The sequence below is a fragment of the Alsobacter ponti genome, assembly GCF_024294805.1.
GTDB lineage: Bacteria > Pseudomonadota > Alphaproteobacteria > Rhizobiales > Beijerinckiaceae > Alsobacter > Alsobacter ponti.
The window spans coordinates 161,805-178,420 of record NZ_JANCLU010000007.1; the positions used below are offsets into that span (position 1 = coordinate 161,805).

The following is a 16,616-nucleotide window of genomic DNA, read 5'->3' on the forward strand; positions in this document are numbered from 1 at the left end:
TGACGTCCCCCGTTGGTCGAACTCGGCAAGCGGCTTCAAGCAGGGCCACGGAGCAGCGCAGCCAGGCTCCCCACGTCGGATTCGCCTTCGATGCCGGCGAGGCGGTCGAGAAGGGCGTTGATGGCCGCCTCGTCGAGAAGAAGGCTGGCCTGTCCACGAAACTTCACCTCGAGCTCCTCGTCGGTCATGGGCCTCCCGATGCTTCCACGGCAGGACCGCACAAATTCGACCAGCGGAGGTCCGTCGCGCCTGACGATGGTCACCTCCGCCGCTTCCCGGCCGAAATCCTCGCGGGGGATCAAGCGCACGCGGTTTCGAAGCGCGACCACGGCCGGATGATGGACCGCGGCATCCTCCCCTTCCTGAAGCCCAGCCTTGCCGAACACGAGCGCGGCCGCGGCCCAATGCTGCGAACTGACCATGGCCTGCCGGCGCCCGTCGGGCGCTGGCCGATTTGTCAGCTGGATGGCGAGCGGGTTCACCTGGATTTCGATGCGCTCGACATCCTCCGCTCTGAAGTCGGGCCGGCGCGCCATCTCCAGACACGCGTCGATGACCGGATGAATCACGAATCCGCAGGGAAAGGGCTTGTAGGCGGTCGCCAGAATCTCGAACGTCGCGCCGAGCCCTTCGACGGCCGCCGCCGGGACGGCGTTCGTCGCGTAGGAAGCCGCAAAGCCCTTCGGTCCGTCCAGCATCGTTTCCGAGCAGCCGTAGCCGGATTCGGCCAGAAACGCCGCGGTCAGCCCGGCGCGTGCGGCGTTGGCGGGGGTGAAGTGGCTGCTCATCGTGGCGTGGGCTTCTCGCAGCCCCGCGGACTGGTTCGCGGCGATGCCGATCGCCCGTGTCAGCGCTTCAGCATCCAGGCCGAGCGCCTTCCCGACCGCGACCGCCGCCCCGATGCAGCCGACCAGGCCCTGCATGGACAGGCCCACGCCGCAGGTCGCCGGCGGCGTGACCAGCATGTTGCCGATCCGGCACTGGATCTCGTTGCCGAGAATCAGCGCGCCGAGGAATTCCGGGCCGGATATGGTCCGCTCCTGCGACAGGGCGAAGAGAGCGGCGGCCACGGGGCTCGTGGGATGAGCGACGGTCGCAAAATGCGTGTCGTTGAATGAATGAACGCTCGAGCTGAGGCTGTTGAGGAACGCGCCCAGGAAAATGTCGACGTCCTTGTCGTGACCGATCACGAGCGACTGGCGCGGCCCGGAGAAGCGGTCAAACGCGGCGAGGGCGCAAGCCACCGCACCTTCATGCGCGCCGCCGAGAGCGCACCCGACCCAGTTCAACATCGCGCGCCGGCCCTCCTCGCGAACGGCTCGCGGAAAGTCCTCGTAACGGCCCTGCGCGGCGTAGACGCCGAGAGTTCTTGCCACCGCTGTCATCGGCGCGCCTCCATTCTGGAATCGGGGTTGGTCGGAGATCGCTCAGCGACGGAGCAGCACGAGCGCGGCCGGATCGACCCGCGCGAAAATCTCGCGACCGCTCTCCCACAGCTGGGGAGGGCTCAGCTGGCCCCGGAGCTCTATGCCATGCGTTTCAAGAGTCAGATCGGCGACGTTCCCGAGGAAAAACGACGACTTCACCCTTGCGGGAAACCCATTCGGCCCCGCGAGCGGGTTCAGGCTTGTCTGGATGTCTTCCGGACGGAAAATGACGTCCACGGCGTCCCCCGGCCGGAATTCTCCGGCCTCCGCCTCCAGCGCCCAACCCGGCGCAATCTCGACCGTGGTGCGCCCGCCGCTGGCGAGCACACGGCCGCCGAGGATGTTGGTGAGACCGACGAACTCGGCGCTGAAGCGCGAACGAGGCTTCTTGTAGAGCTCGACGGGCGGTCCGATCTGCTCGACCTCGCCCTTGTTCATCAGCACGATCCGGTCGGCGACGACCATGGCTTCCTGCTGGTCATGCGTCACGTAGATCGAGGTGATCCCCAGTCGCTGCTGCAGTTGGCGCAGCTCGAAGCGCATTCGCTCGCGCAGCTTCGCATCGAGGTTGCTGAGCGGTTCATCGAAGAGCAGGACCTTCGGCTCCAGCGCCACGGCGCGCGCGAGCGCGACACGCTGCTGCTGTCCACCCGAAAGCTGACTGACATGGCGCTCCGCGTAGTCCTCCAGGCCGACGAGTTCGAGCGCTGACCTGAGCCGCCTGGAGACGACCTCGGCAGGGAGCTTCTGGAGCTTGAGGCCGAACGTGACGTTCTGGGCCACGGTCATGTGCGGCCAGATGGCATAGGACTGGAACACCATCCCGATCTGCCGCCGTTCAGGCGGAACGGATCGGTCCGGCTCCGACACGACGTGCCCGCCCACCTCGATCGAACCGCCGCTGACGTCCTCGAGGCCCGCGATGCACCGCAGCGTCGTGGTCTTCCCGCATCCGCTCGGCCCGAGAAGCACCACGAATTCACCTTCGGCGACATCGAGATCGATGCCGGCCACGGCTGTCACCGCCCCATACTTCTTCACGAGCTTCTTGATCTGTACGCGAGACATCGGACGCCTTTGTTGCGGGCTTCGTACCCTTGCAGCACCTCACCCCTTGGCCAGGGCTTTCTCGAGATTGACCCGGAACGCCAGCCGCGTGATGACGACGAGCGCCACCATGATCATGGACTGCACCACCCCAACGGCGGCGGCGAACTGGAAATTGCCGGATTCCATGTAGCTCCAGGTCAGGACCGACAGCACGGGGCCACGCTGGGAAGCGAGAAGCACCGAAGCGGAGAGCTCCTTGATGCTCATCAGCATGACGAAGAAGAAGATGGCCGCGAGCGTCGGCTTCAGGATGGGCATCGTGATGCGCCGCAAGGCGGTGAGCGAGGATGCCCCCGACATCCGCGCGCTCTCCTCCAGCTCGCGGTTGATCTGCAGGATCCCCGAGCGGCTCACCACGATGGCGTAGGGGATGAACTTGGCGATGTAGGCGAGGAGGAGGATCCAGACCGTTCCGTAGATCGGCGTCCTCAGGTAGGTCCAGAGCAGGCCGATTCCATAGACCAGGCCGGGCACGGCGACCGGAAGCACGCCGATGAAGGCGACGATGGAGGCGAGCACCGTCTTGCGGCGCATCTCCATGTAGCTGATCAGCGTTCCGGCGACCATGCACACCGCGCCGCTCAGCAGTCCCAGCATCAGTGTGTTCTGCAGCGCGAGCCGCGTGTTTCCGATCGAGAAGAGATCCACGTAGTGCTTCGTCGTGAAGAGGTCGGCCGAGAACGAGACGGACGAGTACTTCATCAGCGAGAAAACGAGCAGGGCGACGAGCGGCAACAACACGGCGCAAAAGCCGTAGGCCAGAACGAAGGCGAGCGCCGGCGCCCGCCAGCGGCCGAGCGCGATCGGCTTGGCCCGCTGTCCCTTTCCGCCCACCGTGACGAACCGCTCGGCGACCCGCGTGATGCGGCGCTGGATGATGACGCCTCCCACCGTGATCCATAACATGACCGTGCCGGCCGCCGCGGCGTGGGCGCGGTGCAGCGGAGCAACCGTCGAATCGATGTAGATCTGCCAAGGCAACGTCGTGAAGCCGGTTGTCGAGCCGATGATTCCCGGAATCGTGTAGACCTCCGCCGACAGAACGAAGATGAGGAGTCCGGCCGCAAAGAAGGCGGGAGTCATGATCGGCACGGTCACCTTCATGATCGCCTGGAGCGGGGTTGCGCCGTTCATGCGGGCCGCCTCCTCGAGGGAGGAATCCATGGCCCGCAGGTTGTTGACCGTGAACAGATAGGCGAAGGGCGTGAAGAACAGCGACATCACCCAGACGATGCCCGCGTAGCTCCAGATGTTGATCACGGGTCCCAGGTCAAAGCCAAGACGAGCCGCGCCGGCCCCCAGCAAAGCGTTGACGAATCCCGTGTTCTCGGAGCCGAGCACGATCCAGGCGATGAGACCGGTGAAGGGCGACAGGAACAGCGGCATGATGATGACGATGTCGAGCGCCCGCCCGCCTCGAATGTCGGTGCGGGCCACGAGAAACGCCATGAGAATCCCCATGGCGAGGGCGATCGTGGTGACGATGCCCGCGAGCAGGAGAGCGGCGCCCAGATACGAGAGATATCGCGCGCTCGTATAGACGTTGACGATGGCGGTCAGGCTGCGGCGAGGGGAAAGGCCGAACGGCGTTTCCTGGTAGAAAGCCGAGTCGATCGTGTAGAGGAGGGGCACGATCGTCACGACGGTGATGAACACCGCGAGAACGAGCCACAGCACGGTTTCGCCCGTGATTCTCGGCGCCGTCATGCCGGTGGCGGGGCGGCGTTCGACGGCGACTTGTGTCATCATTCCTGCCTGCGCTCAGAAAATTGCCCGGATTAGCTTCGCACCGTCCCCGTCACCGCCGGGCCGCCAGCGGCGGTCCCGGCCCCTTTCCGATCGGGAGTGCAGGCTAGCGTGAGGTGTCCTGGATCTTCTGCCAGAGCGTCATGTCAGACTCGTAGTTTTTCTCCCACCGATCCCAGTCCATGTCATAGCGTTGGGCGATCGGCTTGTGCCACGGCTCCTTGGTGACCGGGCGGCTATCCTGGACCCCCGTCAGCACCGTCGAACTGCCGTAGGCGGCCTGAAGAGCGATTGCGCCCTCCTCGCTCATGAGCCAGTTCTGCATCAGGCGCGCCGCGTTCGGATGGGGTGCGTGCGCGGAAACCGCCTGCCAGCTATTGCCCCACTCCGGGGTGGGTGTCGGCCGAACCCAGCGAATGGGCGCGCCCTGCTGCCACTTCGTGACGGCGATCGCCTCCCACAGCCAGAACACGAAGTCCCGTTCGCCCGCCACGATGCGGTCCAGAGCAATCGGATTGTCGCTGTAGATCAAGGGTTTCTGCGCTGCTACGGCGCGCAGGAAAGGCTCTCCGTATTCGGCCTTGAACTTCTCGTCCAGGAACATGTGGATCGGTGCGTAGCAGCTTCCGCACTTGCGCTTCACGATGGCGAAGCGCCCCTTGAAGCGCGGATCGAGCACGCCCTTCCAGCTGCTTGCGAGGATCTTCGCCTCTTCTTCCGAAACCTTGTTTGTGTTGTAGACGATCGCGATATCCGTCGTGTACGGGGCGTATGCGAACTCCCCTATCCGGAACGGCTCCGGAACGCGGTCATGGGTCGGCACGCGCCATTTGGCCAGATGGCCGCGCTCGGCCAGATCGCGAGTGAGCGGCTGGTCGCTGAGCAGGAGCAGGTCGGCGATGTGCTGGCCCGCCTCCGTTTCCTGCATGAAACGCTGGTACTGTTGCGGCCCCGTGATCCGAAGCAGCTGCACCTCGATGCCGGGGTATTTCTTGGAAAAGCGATTGACGAGCTCCTGCATGGGCTCGATCGGCGCGGCCTCGTACCAGACGATCTGCCCCTCTTTTCGCGCCGCTTCGTACAGCTTGGCTTCGTCCGCCTGAGACAGGGTTTGCCCTGTCGCCTGTCCGGCCGCGAATGCGGACGCGACCGCTCCGAGACAAGCCATGAGAGCCTTGAAACGCATTCCGACCTCCTGAAACCGTCGTACGGCGCCGCAGCGCCGGATCTCCGCGAAAGCCCCGGTCAGGGCGCAGCGGACATGGCGGTGAGAGTTTCCCCGTGCCCCAGCTGAAGAGGCATCGTTTTTTCATTGGTCAAAAGTCTATGAGAAACCGACCCATGCTGCAAAGACTGACGAGGCATGTGGCTGATGCCCACGCGGCATCGTTCCAGGTGGATAACCCCGCGCCCTCACGAGGCGCGCGGCCGGCCTGCCGTCCGGACGAAGCGAATGGTCTCGTCGTGGCCATCGTGAAGCGTGGCGACCTCGCCGAGACGCGCCAACCGGTGCAGGTGCGCAAGGCTTTCCGCGAGCGCGAGGCGGCCTTGCCCTTCGGACACGGCGCGGGCGAAGACGCTCGCCGCGACCGTCCAGCAGGTCGCTGGCTCCGCAACGAGTTCAAGAATTCGCGCCAGTCGCTCCTCGTGGTGCTCGCGAAGGGCGGCAATGCGCGTCCGGAGCCCGAAAAAGGGCTCCCCATGGGACGGAAGAACCAGGCAGTCCGGCGGCAGGTCCTCGAAACGCGTCAGCGATGCGAGGTAGTCGCTGAGCGGATCGGCAAGGGGCTGCGATGGGAAGACCCCGATCACCGGAGTGATGCGCGGCAGCACCTGGTCTCCCGCGATCAGGATGCGATCCGCCTCGCAGTAGAATGAGGCATGCTCGTCCGCGTGGCCGCCGGCTACGATCACCCGCCAGACGCGCCCGCCGATCCTGACCTCGTCGCCCTCCCGAATGCGGACCAGCTCCGGCGGCTGCTCGCCCAGGAGCTTCATCGTCGTCGCGCGATGCGACGCGAAACCTTGCAGCGACTGGGGGTCGCAGCCATGCCGGATGAGGAACCGGTCCATCTGACCGGCCGCGTCATCCTCGCCCAGACGGCGCAGACGAGCGCCCTGCCATTCGGTCAAGGTCGCAGTGAAACACGCGTCCTGACGCTGCACGAACCACCCCGCCAGGCCGACATGGTCGAGGTGCCCGTGCGTCGCGATGAGCCTTGTGATCGGCTTTCCGCGGAGCGGACCCGCGAACAGCGTCTCCCAGATCTCGCGCGCGGCCATCGTGTCGGGGCCGGCGTCGATCACCGTCCAGCCGGCCTCGTCCTCGAGCGCCCACACGTTGACGTGGTTGAGGCGTAACGGGAGGGGAATCCGACTCCACAGCACGCCGGGCGCCACGGCCCGCGCCTCGCCTGCGCCTGGTGTTTCAAACGAGGCGTATCGCAGCGCCACGCGGAGCGTGTCAGTTGGCGAGGACGAAGCGGGGCAGCACGAAGCCGTCCGGCATCGTCGCGTAGACGAGTTCCACCCTACGACCGATCCAGTCTCCCTCCGGCGCCACGCCTTCCAGGTTGCTCATGAAGAGCGGACCCTCATCGAGGCGCACCGCGATCACGTTGTATGGCGGCTTGTAGGCCGGCAGGTAATGGCGGTGAAAAACGACCCAGCTCAGGATTTCTCCCTTGCCGGAGACGGGCTGCCAGTCCGAGTCCTCCGACAGGCATTCAGGACAGATCGGGCCCGGTGGATAGCGGAACGCGCCACAGCCCCGGCAGCATTGAAGGCTGAGGCGGCGTTCCGAGACGCTTCGCCAGAACGGTCCGTCGTAAAGCCCCATGACGGGCGGCGGGGTCGCCGGTTGCGCCGGCGTCGCTTCTGTTGATCCGGACAAGGTCGCCTCACCGGCCGTAGATGATCGACATGGCCTTGCCGGCCACGTCGGAGGAGTAGTGAACGAAGCGGCAATCCGGAACCTGGCGAGGACCGCACTCGCCGCGCAGCTGGCGGACGGCCTCGATCTGGTGGCTCCACCCCTGCATATAGCTTTCCGAAAGATGACCGCCCGCGGTATTGGTCGGCAGCTGGCCGCCGGGTCCGATCCCCTTCTCCCGCAGCAGCCGGCCCGCCTCGCCCAAGGCGCAGTAGCCGTATCCCTCCAGCGCGAGAGGCACGTGCACGGAGAAGCTGTCGTAGATCTGCACGACATCAATGTCCTGCGGGCCGATCCCGGCTCCCTCGAAGCTCGCGGAGGCGGCCTCCTGCTGCGCGGGAAGGTAGAGATCGAGAAGGCGGGGCGCGAGGCTCGTCGCGTTGCGATTCAGGTCGGAGCGGCCGATCGCCTCGATGAAAACCGGGCGCTGGCTGAGCGTCCGGGCGCGACCGGCCTCCGCGATCACGAGAGCGACCCCGCCATCGTTGATGAGGCAATAATCCAGCATCCGCAGCGGTTCGCAGACATAGGGGGAGGCGACGTAGTCCTCGATCGTGATCGGCTTGCGCATGATCGCGTCCGGGTTCAGCGACGCCCAGCCGCGCTGCGCAACGGCGACCTCGCCGAGGTCACGCTCCGCGAAGCCCCGTTCGGATTGATAGCGCCGCATCATCAGCGCGTAGAGTCCGCCCTGAGACGTGAGACCCCAGGGAGCGTGGTAGACGTATGACAGGTAGGCTCCCCCTCCCATCGCGTTCGGGCCGCCATACTGGGTTCCACCCGAGCGCTGGTTATTGCCATAGACCAGCACGATGACCTCGGCGAAGCCGGCCTCGATCGCCATGCACGCCTGCGTAACGCTCTGGACGGCATCGGCCTGCCCGCCCCAGCGGACGTTCAAGCCCAGCAACTCGCCCATTCGTTCATAGGGCGTCGTTGGGCCCACGATGAGCCCGTCGATCTGGTCCCTGGCGATCCCGGCGTCGTGGAGAGCGTTGCGGAACGCGCGGGCCGCGTAGCCGACCGAGTCGGCCGGCTTCTCTCCCGCTCGCGTGCGGACCCAGTCGCCCACCCAATCCGTATGGCCGACCCCGATGATCGCCGCGGTTCGTCTGTGACGTGGCTTGACCATTCCGCCGCTCCTCAACGCATGGCATTGGGCAGGAAAAGGGCCATGCCCGGGAACAGGCAGAGCAGGAGCAGCATCACGTAGCTCGCGAACACATAGGGAGTAATGCCGCGAAAGACGTCCTCCAGCCGGAGAAGGCTTCCCGCGGCGCCCTTCACAACGAAGCAGTTCAATCCCACCGGGGGCGTGATCAGCCCGAGTTCCGCGAGCACCACGACGTAGACGCCGAACCAGATCGTGTCGAAGCCGAGCTTTCGCATGACGGGCTCGATCACCGGCAGGGTCACGGCCAGCATCGCGGGCGCGTCCATGATCATGCCCAGCACGGTGAAGATGACGGTGACGATGAGGACGACGACCCACCGGTTCACGTCCAGTCCCGTCAGCGTCGAGCCGATGAGATCGGAGAGGCCGCTGAACGCGAGAAAGCGCGAGAAGATCAATGCCGATATGATGATCGCGAAGATCATGCAGGTCGTCTGCACGGTCTCCCGCAGGATGTGCCCGAGGTCGAGGCCCTTGAGGCCGCGCTGACGGTAGACCGCCATCACGAAGGTGACCACCGCGCCGATGGCTCCGCCTTCCGTGGGAGTGAACACCCCGAAGAAGAGGCCTCCCACGATGGTCCCGATGACGACGACGAGAGGACCGATCAGGCGGATCGACCAGAACCGCTCCGTCCAGGTGAAACGCTCCGGCGCGCGGGGCGCCTTTTCCGGATTCCTGAGGGCGTAGACCAGCGTTACCACCATGATGATGAGCGTGAACACCAGTCCCGGAATGATCCCGGCGAGCAGCAGACGGCCGATGCTGGCATCGGTCAGAATGCAATAGACCACCATCAACGTGCTCGGCGGGATGAGGACCGACAGGGTGCCGGAGATCGCGATGGAGGCGGACGCGAGGGATTTGTCGTAGCCCCGCTTGAGCATCGAGGGCAGCGCAAGCTTCGTGAAAAGAACGGCGGTCCCGACGCTCGAGCCGGCCGCCGCGCCGAAGGCGGCCGACGCGCCGGTCGTCGCGATGGCGAGTCCACCGGGAAGCCGGCCGAACCATTTCACCGCCGCCTCGAACAGGTCCTCGCCAAGCCCTGCCTTCATGGCGAAGTATCCCATCAGCAGGAACATGGGAATGACGCTGAAGTGAAAGCTCGCCGTCGTCGCGAAAAACACGGTGCTCAGCGTCGACGACGCGCCCATGAACCCCGCGAGCGCCCCCAGCCCCAGGATCCCGACGAGGCCCAGCGCCACCGCGACGTTCACGCCGGCCAGGATCGCCACGAAAAGGGACGCGATGCCGACGACGCCGACCGTGATCTCATCCATGGAAGGCGACCTCTTCTTCCGGCGTCACGTGGACGTCCTCGTCGTCGTGCGCGCCAAACAGGCACACCCTGACGAAGTCGAGCAGGAACTGGACGCAGAGAAGACCCGCTCCCAAGGACACGGCGAACTTGGAAGGCCAGATCGGGAAGCGCACGACGCCCCAGGCGCTCTCTCCCATCCTGTAGGCGCGGGCGGCGTATCCGAAGGTCGCCCACGCGACCCACGCCATGAAAAGGCATCCCAACGCCAGCGTGACCAGGAGAAGTCCGGTGCGCAGGGCCTTCGGCAGGTTGTCCGTCAGCATCGTGACCCGGATGTGCCCCTTCCTGAGCTGCGTATAGGCCATCGGCAGAAGGATGATGATGGGCATGGCCGCTTCGGTGATCTCCAGCGTCCCGGTGATAGGGAGGTTGAAGAGCTTCCGGCTCAGCGCGTTGGTGTTGACGAGCCACATCAGCAGAAACAGGGCGACGCCGGCGGCTGCGGCGACGGCCGTCATCAGACGTCCATACCAGGTGTAGAGCGCGACGAAGCCAGTGCGCATGAGGACCCCGCGGAGCCTGAAGGAGACGGAACGGCCCGGATGGGCCGTTCCTCGAAACCGCGGTGGATCAGAAGTTGAGCGCCTTCACGATCTCGTCGGTGCTCAGCCCCGTCGCCTTGGCCCGCTTGATCCATTCGTCCTGGACGGCCTTGATCCCGGGGTCGTTGGACACGACCTTCGCGAAATCACCGGCTGGGAACGGCAGGACCTCGACTTTGCCCGTGTCCTTCCAACGCTTCCGCACGACGTTTTCGGCCTTCATCATCTCGGTCGTATATTGAACGAGATACTCACGGCCGATGCTTTCGAGGTCGGCCTGGAGGTCCTTGGGCAGCTTGTTGAACTTGTCGATGTTGATCGCGATCAGATGTCCCCAGGAGGCGCCGAGAGGAAGCTCGACGTAGTACTTGGCGACCTCGTCGTACTTCCAGCCCGCGGCGAGCGTGGGCCCGACCGGGCTGCAGTCGAGGATCTTGCGTTCCAGGCCCTCATATGTCTCCGGCGTGCCCATCGAAACCGGCACGCCGCCCAGCGCCTTGATCAGCGCGGGAAGCGCGAATCCGTAGGAGCGGACGCGCAAGCCCTTGAAATCCTCGACGCTCCGCACCGGCTTGTTGCAGATCATGCCGTAGGCCTCGAGCGGCCGGAGCCCGATCAGCTTGAGTTTGTACTTCGCCAGTTCTTCCGGGAACTGAGGATAGGTCTGGTGCCAGACATTCATCAGAAGGCCGAGTTCGATGGACGAATTCGGCTGCGGCCAGAAATAGCTGATCGCGTTGTTGATGAGCAGCTGGTCCGGGAAATAGGGCGTCACGACGTCACCGAGATCGCCGACTCCGTTCTCGATGGCGGTCGGGATCTCGTTGATGCCGGCGACGCTTCCGCCCCAGTGGATCCGGATCTTGTGCTTGCCGCCGCTCCGGCGCTCGACTTCATTGGCGAACCACTGCGTGGTCACGGCCTGAGGGTCGCCGGCTCCCTGCGGCTTGTACGTGACCCAGTTCAAAGTCTCGGCTTCGGCCGCGCCCAGCCCTGCAAGTCCAAGCATTCCGGCGACAATGCCGGAGATAGCGAGCCTCATTGGTCGTCCTCCTCTTGATCCGAGGCTCTCTACGGAGCCTTTGCATTGCCTGAAGCCTAACCCGGTCAGCGCCAAAACAAAAAAATATAAGGGGCATATCATCTATCGAAAAACGGCATGACCGGCTGTCAGCCCTTGAACAGAGGCTCGGGCAGTCCGGCGGCGCCGGGCTGCACGACGAACGTTCCCCCCGCGAGCGCTTGACCTGCCTTCTCCTCGTCCGAAAGCCCGAGCCGCATGGTGGTGATCAACAGCGTGCCGAGATCCTGTCCGATGAAGGCGACGCTGGTCGGCCGGCTGACGGGGAGGGGAATCGTCCTCTCCAGGCGGGCTTCCGGGTCGTAACGGGCGACGCGCCCCGCCCCGACCTCCGCCACCCAGAGATATCCCTCGGCGTCGACCGTGCAGCCGTCCGGACGACCCGGGCGGTCCCTGTAGTCGAGAAAGACCTGCCGGGGCCCGATCTCGCCGGTCTCCGGCGAGAACGCATAACGGTAGATCTGGCCGGGCCGGGAATCCGCGAAGTAGAGCGTGCGATCGTCCGGGCTCCAGGAAATCCCGTTCGACATCGTGACGCCGTCGTCCATCTTCCTGACGGAGAGGTCCGGATCCAGGCGATAGAGCCCCCCGGCGCCCTCGGTCACCCGGGGCGAGAACGTGCCGAACCAGAAGCGGCCCCGACGGTCCGTCGAGCCGTCGTTGATCCGTTCGACCGAGAAGTCGAGGGGGCCGGGGTCGATGTCACGAAACGGCCCCTCCGGGCTGTCGCTGAGCGCGATCCCGTTTCGCGATGCGAGCAGCAGCCCTCCGCCTTCCCGCAGCGCGAGGCAGCCGGGCATCCGCGCAAGCGCCGTGTCCGAGCCGTTGCGTCCGGCCGCATCGCGCCGGTGCAGGATCCTGTTGACTACGTCGAACCACGTCACCTGGCCGGTCCGGTGATCCCACACCGGCCCCTCGCCCAGTTCGTCGATTGTGTCGCAGAAACGGGCGACCGTAGATGGCATCGATACGTCCTCTCGAATGGAGCCCGGCGGAAAGGCTTGCGGTCCCGACCGAACCGCGTCGGTCAAAGGCCCGGCTTCAGGAGAATGCGGCCGGTGGTCCGCCCTGCCTCCATGAGTTCGTGCGCCCGGCAGGCGGCCTCGAGCGGCAGCCGGTCGAGCACGACGGGCCTGACGAGCCCCTGGGCCACAAGGTCCAGCGCGTCGCGCAGCTGCTCGCGCGAGGTGCTCTTGGCGCTCATGATCGTGATGTCCCGCATGAATATCTGCGCGGGGTTGAGCTGCACGAAGTCGCCTGTGAGCTGGCCGATGAAGACCCACCGCGCCCCCATCGCGAGGCTCCGGCGGGTCGGCTGGAACAGCACGCTGCCGACATTGTCGATCACGACGTCGACGCCGTTCCCATCCGTGACGTCCATGACCTCGCGGGAGAAGTCGCCGCCTCTTGCGGCGAGGACGACATGGTGAGCGCCAGCGTCCCTGATGGCCTGCGCCTTGTCCGGGGAGGTGGTGACTCCGATGACGATGCCGCCTGCGAGGCGCGCCAGCTGGATGCCGTGAATGCCCAGCCCGCCGCCGGCGCCCGACACGAGCACCCGCTCGCCCGGCCTGACCTTCGCCACGTCCCGGATGGCGTTGAGTTCGGTTCCGATCGCGCAGGCCACGATGGAGGCCTCGTCCAGCGCCACGCCTGGGGGGACGAGCGCGACGTTGTCCTCCTCGACGCAGACGAACTCCGCGTACCCGCCGTTCAGACCCGCATCGCCGAGAAACTCCCGCTCCTCGCACGAGGTCTCGCGCCCCGTTCGGCAGTGCCGGCAATGACCGCAAATGTGCCGCCGCTGCGCGGTGGCGACCCGATCGCCGACCTTGAACTGCGTGACGCCGGGACCGACGTCGACGATTTCGCCGGAGACTTCGTGCCCGGGGATGAACGGCAGTTCGACTCCGCGCTTCATCGTGCCGTTCCGCGTCACGACATCGTGGAAGCAAACGCCGCACGCTTCCACCTTGATCAGGACGTCGTGCCGGCGGCGTTCCGGCACGGGAACGTTCTCGATGGCCATCGCTTCGGCCGGCCCCGTCGATCGCACAACGGCCGCTCGCATGAGCTGTCCTCTCCTCAATCCACCAGCCTGAACTTCAGCAACGTGACCTCCGGGGTCACGTCGTCGAAGCACGCCTCCACCCGGCGCCCGATGCGGATCTCGGCGTTGTCGGCTCCGACGATGTTCGAGTAGAGCTTCACGCCTTCGTCCAGCTGGACGAGCACCACGTTGTAGGGCGCCTCATCGCGGAAGCCCTCGAAATAGACCTGATGGAAGATGGCCCTCGACCAGATCGTGCCTCGCCCGGAAAGCTGCGGCCATTCGGTGTCCTCGCTCCCGCATGCCGGGCAATGCCGAAATGGGGCGAACCGCAGGGTCCCGCAGGCGGCACACCGGGGCAGTCGCAGCTCGTGCCGCCTGAGCGCCTCCCAGTAGGGTCGGTTGCGGGAGTCGACGACCGGGAGCGGCTTTCGATACGCGACGCTCATCGCGGATCCTTCCCGTAGATGATGGAGGACACGATCGGAGAGCCGAGCATGAACTGGACGTGGCTGGCGTCCTTGACTTGCCGGTCCCCGCATTCTCCCCTGAGCTGGCGCACCGCTTCCACGTTGAGCGCCCAGCCCTGCATGTAGCTGTCGGAGAGATGCCCGCCCGACGTATTGGTCGGGAAGCGCCCACCGAGCCGCAGTTGTCCTTCGGCCACGAAGGGTCCGCTCTCGCCAGGCTTGCAGAACCCGAAGCCTTCCAGGGAGAACAGCACGGTCGGCGTGAAGTTGTCGTAGATCATGAGCGCCGACATGTCGTCGCGCGTGACGCCCGCCATGGCGTAGACCTCCTCGGCCACGCGTCGCATCGGATCACGCCAGAAATCTTCGGGCGGGACGTAGACGTCCGCCAGGGCCGACGCCTGCGCGAAGCCGCGGATGTAGACGGGTGGCTTCGCCATGTCGCGCGCCCGCTCCGCGGATGTGAGGATCAGTGCGACGCCGCCATCGTTGATGAGGCAGTAGTCGAACAGGTGAAGCGGCTCCGCGATGAAGCGCGAGTTCTGGTGATCCTCGACCGTGATCGGCTGCCGCATGACCGCATCGGGGTTCAGGACGGCGTGGTTGCGGAAAGCGACCGCGATCTCGGCAAGATGCAGGCTGGTTGTCCCGTAGAGATGGGCGTGACGCTCGAACTGCATGGCGTGCGCCGCCCCGGGCGATGTCATGCCGTAGGGAAACCATACCGAACCGCCCGCTCCGCCGTAGCGGTCCGCCTCGCCGCCGTATTTCGAGCCGGCGCTCCGGCCGTTGTTGCCGTAGACCAGCGCGCAGACGTCACACTGGCCGGCCGCGATGGCGAGCGCCGCCATCTGGATGCTGGAGCCGGACATGCGCCCCTGGCCGGGTGTGATCTGGACGTAGCGTGGGTCCAGCCCGGTCATTTCGCAGAATTGCTGATAATCCGGGATCCGGCTGACGATCAGGCCGTCCACGTCGCCCCGCCCGAGCCCGGCATCGGCGAGGGCGAGGTCCATGGCCTCGATGCCGAGGTCCTCGGCGCTGTAGCCGGGCAGGCGCCCGAATTTCGTCGTTCCGACGCCCGCGACCGCGACGACCCCGGAGAGCTCGCGCCGGGTCATGACCGTTCCTCGCGGCCGAGTGCCGGCGCTCCCCGCGCCTCGCGATCGAAGGCCGTCTGCCCCAGGCCCCAACCGGTGATCTTGTACTTCTCAACCTTGCTCGTCGGCGAGCGCGGAAGCGCGGAGACAAATTCGATATAGCGCGGCAGCATGAAGCGCGGCATGCGGGTCTCCAGCCAGGCGATCAACTCAGGCGCCGTCAGCGTCTCGCCGGGCTTGAGCACAACGACGACGCGGACGTCGTCCTCGCCTTCGGGCGCGGGATGCCCGACAGCGGCGCATTCGGAGATTGCGGGGTGGGCGCCGACATAGTGCTCCACGTCCCAGGAGGAGATGTTCTCCCCGCGACGGCGGATCCGCTCCTTCACGCGATCGATGAAGTAGAAGTAACCGTCCTCATCCTGGCGTGCGATGTCGCCGGTGTGAAACCACAGATTCCGCCAGGCCTTGATGGTATCGGCCGGCCTGTCGAGATAGCCCTGCATCATGATGAAGGGAAGTTTCGGCCTCAGCACGATTTCCCCAGGCTGGCCAACGGGAACCGGCATGTCGTTGTCGTCGACGAGCTGAACCTCGAAGTCCTCGTGAATCGTCCCTGTCGAGCCGAGCCGGCGGTGGGGATAGTCCGTGAACATGACGAGGCCCGTCTCGGTCATGCCGTAGGCCTCGACGAGCTTCACGCCAAAGCGCTCCTCGAATTCGGGATCGTAGTGGGCGTTGTACATGCAGCGCAGGCGATGGCCTCGATCGAACGGCCCGGGCGGCTGGGCCTTGAGGATCGGCGGGATCGTGAAGATCGTATGGCCGACAGTGGCCCCGCACTGGGTCGCCTGCTCGAAGAAACGCGATCCGCTGAAGCGCTCGGCCACGACCACATGCGCGCCGACCATCATCGCGGGGAGCACGCCGAGGCGGCTGGCGAGTCCGTGGAACAGCGGCAGCGGTGTGAACAGGACGTCGTCGCGCGTGAGGCCCACAGCCCTCAGGAATACGCAGGCCGATGAGAAGAACTGCGCGTTGGAGATCAGCACGCCTTTGGAGGGGCCGGTCGTGCCCGACGTGTACATCACCGAGTGGAAATCGCGATAGGTGCTGGCGATTTCCGGCTCGTCGCCCTCGGGCACGACGAGGTCGTTGAAGTCCATGACCTGAACGCCGTCCGGCAGGCCGGCCACGCCCTCATGGCCGCCCACGACGGCGATCCATTCCAGCGACGCGCGATCGGCGTCGTCCAGCGTGGCCAGCGCACCGACGAGGTCGCGGTGGATAACGATGCCCCGGCTCTTCGTTTCCCGGAGCGGGGATCCCAGCAGGAAGCCGGTGTATTGCGGATTGATGGGAACCATGGCCGCGCCCCGCAGGCAGGCCGCGTACCAGGTAAACACGAACTCCGCGCAGTTGGGCAGCATCATCGCCAGGAACTGATCCTTGCCCAGCCCGTGCATGGCCAGGCCACGGGCGACGCTGCGGACAATTCGATCCGTCTCCTCGAAGGTGTAGGTTCGCCCGGCGCAGGTGAGATACGGCCTGTCAGCGTCGACGGTGGCCCGGTGGCGGAGGATGGGTCCCAGCGACCGATGCTCGAGTGGCAGCCGGTAAAAGTCGATTCCGTTCATGGTGTCAGGCACACAAGCCTCGTCTG

General features: G+C 65.7%; 15 protein-coding genes. All 15 read right to left on the reverse strand.

Features of this window, described 5'->3' with window-relative positions; genetic code table 11:
• Positions 1-35: 35 nt before the first annotated feature.
• Positions 36-1,385, reverse strand: coding sequence for an MmgE/PrpD family protein (locus tag NK718_RS09515; protein WP_254740973.1), 1,350 nt, complete (start codon positions 1,383-1,385; stop codon positions 36-38).
• Positions 1,386-1,427: 42 nt separating this feature from the next.
• Positions 1,428-2,441: an ABC transporter ATP-binding protein gene (locus NK718_RS09520; protein ID WP_254740974.1), complete on the reverse strand. Its 1,014-nt coding sequence runs from the start codon at positions 2,439-2,441 to the stop codon at positions 1,428-1,430.
• Positions 2,442-2,534: 93 nt separating this feature from the next.
• Entirely contained in the window at positions 2,535-4,283 is a 1,749-nt protein-coding gene (locus NK718_RS09525; protein ID WP_254740975.1) for an ABC transporter permease, read from the reverse strand.
• Between the two features lie 106 nt (positions 4,284-4,389).
• Positions 4,390-5,469, reverse strand: a complete 1,080-nt coding sequence (locus tag NK718_RS09530; RefSeq protein ID WP_254740976.1) for an ABC transporter substrate-binding protein — start codon at positions 5,467-5,469, stop codon at positions 4,390-4,392.
• A gap of 227 nt (positions 5,470-5,696) precedes the next feature.
• Positions 5,697-6,683, reverse strand: coding sequence for an MBL fold metallo-hydrolase (locus NK718_RS09535; RefSeq protein WP_254740977.1), 987 nt, complete (start codon positions 6,681-6,683; stop codon positions 5,697-5,699).
• A 64-nt stretch (positions 6,684-6,747) separates the two neighbouring features.
• Positions 6,748-7,176 (reverse strand): Zn-ribbon domain-containing OB-fold protein, encoded by a 429-nt coding sequence (locus NK718_RS09540; RefSeq protein WP_254740978.1) that lies wholly within the window; start codon positions 7,174-7,176, stop codon positions 6,748-6,750.
• Positions 7,177-7,183: 7 nt separating this feature from the next.
• Complete coding sequence (locus NK718_RS09545; RefSeq protein ID WP_254740979.1) at positions 7,184-8,347, reverse strand: thiolase family protein; 1,164 nt, start codon at positions 8,345-8,347, stop codon at positions 7,184-7,186.
• 11 nt (positions 8,348-8,358) lie between these two features.
• Positions 8,359-9,669 carry a TRAP transporter large permease gene (locus tag NK718_RS09550; RefSeq protein WP_254740980.1) on the reverse strand — a complete coding sequence of 437 codons (1,311 nt, stop codon included), beginning with the start codon at positions 9,667-9,669 and terminating at the stop codon, positions 8,359-8,361.
• On the reverse strand, positions 9,662-10,213 hold the full coding sequence (locus NK718_RS09555) for a TRAP transporter small permease subunit (protein ID WP_254740981.1): 552 nt from the start codon (positions 10,211-10,213) through the stop codon (positions 9,662-9,664). Before NK718_RS09555 ends, NK718_RS09550 begins: the two co-directional genes overlap by 8 nt.
• 67 nt (positions 10,214-10,280) lie before the next feature.
• Positions 10,281-11,294, reverse strand: coding sequence for a type 2 periplasmic-binding domain-containing protein (locus NK718_RS09560; RefSeq protein WP_254740982.1), 1,014 nt, complete (start codon positions 11,292-11,294; stop codon positions 10,281-10,283).
• A gap of 128 nt (positions 11,295-11,422) precedes the next feature.
• Positions 11,423-12,364 (reverse strand): SMP-30/gluconolactonase/LRE family protein, encoded by a 942-nt coding sequence (locus tag NK718_RS09565; protein WP_254740983.1) that lies wholly within the window; start codon positions 12,362-12,364, stop codon positions 11,423-11,425.
• Positions 12,361-13,404 carry an alcohol dehydrogenase catalytic domain-containing protein gene (locus tag NK718_RS09570; RefSeq protein ID WP_254740984.1) on the reverse strand — a complete coding sequence of 348 codons (1,044 nt, stop codon included), beginning with the start codon at positions 13,402-13,404 and terminating at the stop codon, positions 12,361-12,363. The genes NK718_RS09565 and NK718_RS09570 overlap by 4 nt, the downstream gene beginning before the upstream one ends.
• A gap of 14 nt (positions 13,405-13,418) precedes the next feature.
• Positions 13,419-13,832, reverse strand: a complete 414-nt coding sequence (locus NK718_RS09575; protein WP_254740985.1) for a Zn-ribbon domain-containing OB-fold protein — start codon at positions 13,830-13,832, stop codon at positions 13,419-13,421.
• Positions 13,829-14,974, reverse strand: coding sequence for a thiolase family protein (locus tag NK718_RS09580; RefSeq protein ID WP_254740986.1), 1,146 nt, complete (start codon positions 14,972-14,974; stop codon positions 13,829-13,831). The genes NK718_RS09575 and NK718_RS09580 overlap by 4 nt, the downstream gene beginning before the upstream one ends.
• The gene (locus NK718_RS09585) at positions 14,971-16,602 is read right to left on the reverse strand and encodes an AMP-binding protein (protein WP_254740987.1); all 1,632 of its coding nucleotides are present in this window, start codon (positions 16,600-16,602) and stop codon (positions 14,971-14,973) included. Before NK718_RS09585 ends, NK718_RS09580 begins: the two co-directional genes overlap by 4 nt.
• Positions 16,603-16,616 lie beyond the last annotated feature (14 nt).

Excerpts from the sequence above, each read along its gene's own strand:
- NK718_RS09575 (WP_254740985.1), bottom strand. The coding sequence starts at position 13,832 with ATGAGCGTCGCGTATCGAAAGCCGCTCCCGGTCGTCGACTCCCGCAAC.
- NK718_RS09525 (WP_254740975.1), bottom strand. The coding sequence starts at position 4,283 with ATGACACAAGTCGCCGTCGAACGCCGCCCCGCCACCGGCATGACGGCG.
- NK718_RS09580 (WP_254740986.1), bottom strand. The coding sequence starts at position 14,974 with ATGACCCGGCGCGAGCTCTCCGGGGTCGTCGCGGTCGCGGGCGTCGGA.
- NK718_RS09570 (WP_254740984.1), bottom strand. The coding sequence starts at position 13,404 with ATGCGAGCGGCCGTTGTGCGATCGACGGGGCCGGCCGAAGCGATGGCC.
- NK718_RS09555 (WP_254740981.1), bottom strand. The coding sequence starts at position 10,213 with ATGCGCACTGGCTTCGTCGCGCTCTACACCTGGTATGGACGTCTGATG.
- NK718_RS09515 (WP_254740973.1), bottom strand. The coding sequence starts at position 1,385 with ATGACAGCGGTGGCAAGAACTCTCGGCGTCTACGCCGCGCAGGGCCGT.
- NK718_RS09560 (WP_254740982.1), bottom strand. The coding sequence starts at position 11,294 with ATGAGGCTCGCTATCTCCGGCATTGTCGCCGGAATGCTTGGACTTGCA.
- NK718_RS09550 (WP_254740980.1), bottom strand. The coding sequence starts at position 9,669 with ATGGATGAGATCACGGTCGGCGTCGTCGGCATCGCGTCCCTTTTCGTG.
- NK718_RS09545 (WP_254740979.1), bottom strand. The coding sequence starts at position 8,347 with ATGGTCAAGCCACGTCACAGACGAACCGCGGCGATCATCGGGGTCGGC.
- NK718_RS09530 (WP_254740976.1), bottom strand. The coding sequence starts at position 5,469 with ATGCGTTTCAAGGCTCTCATGGCTTGTCTCGGAGCGGTCGCGTCCGCA.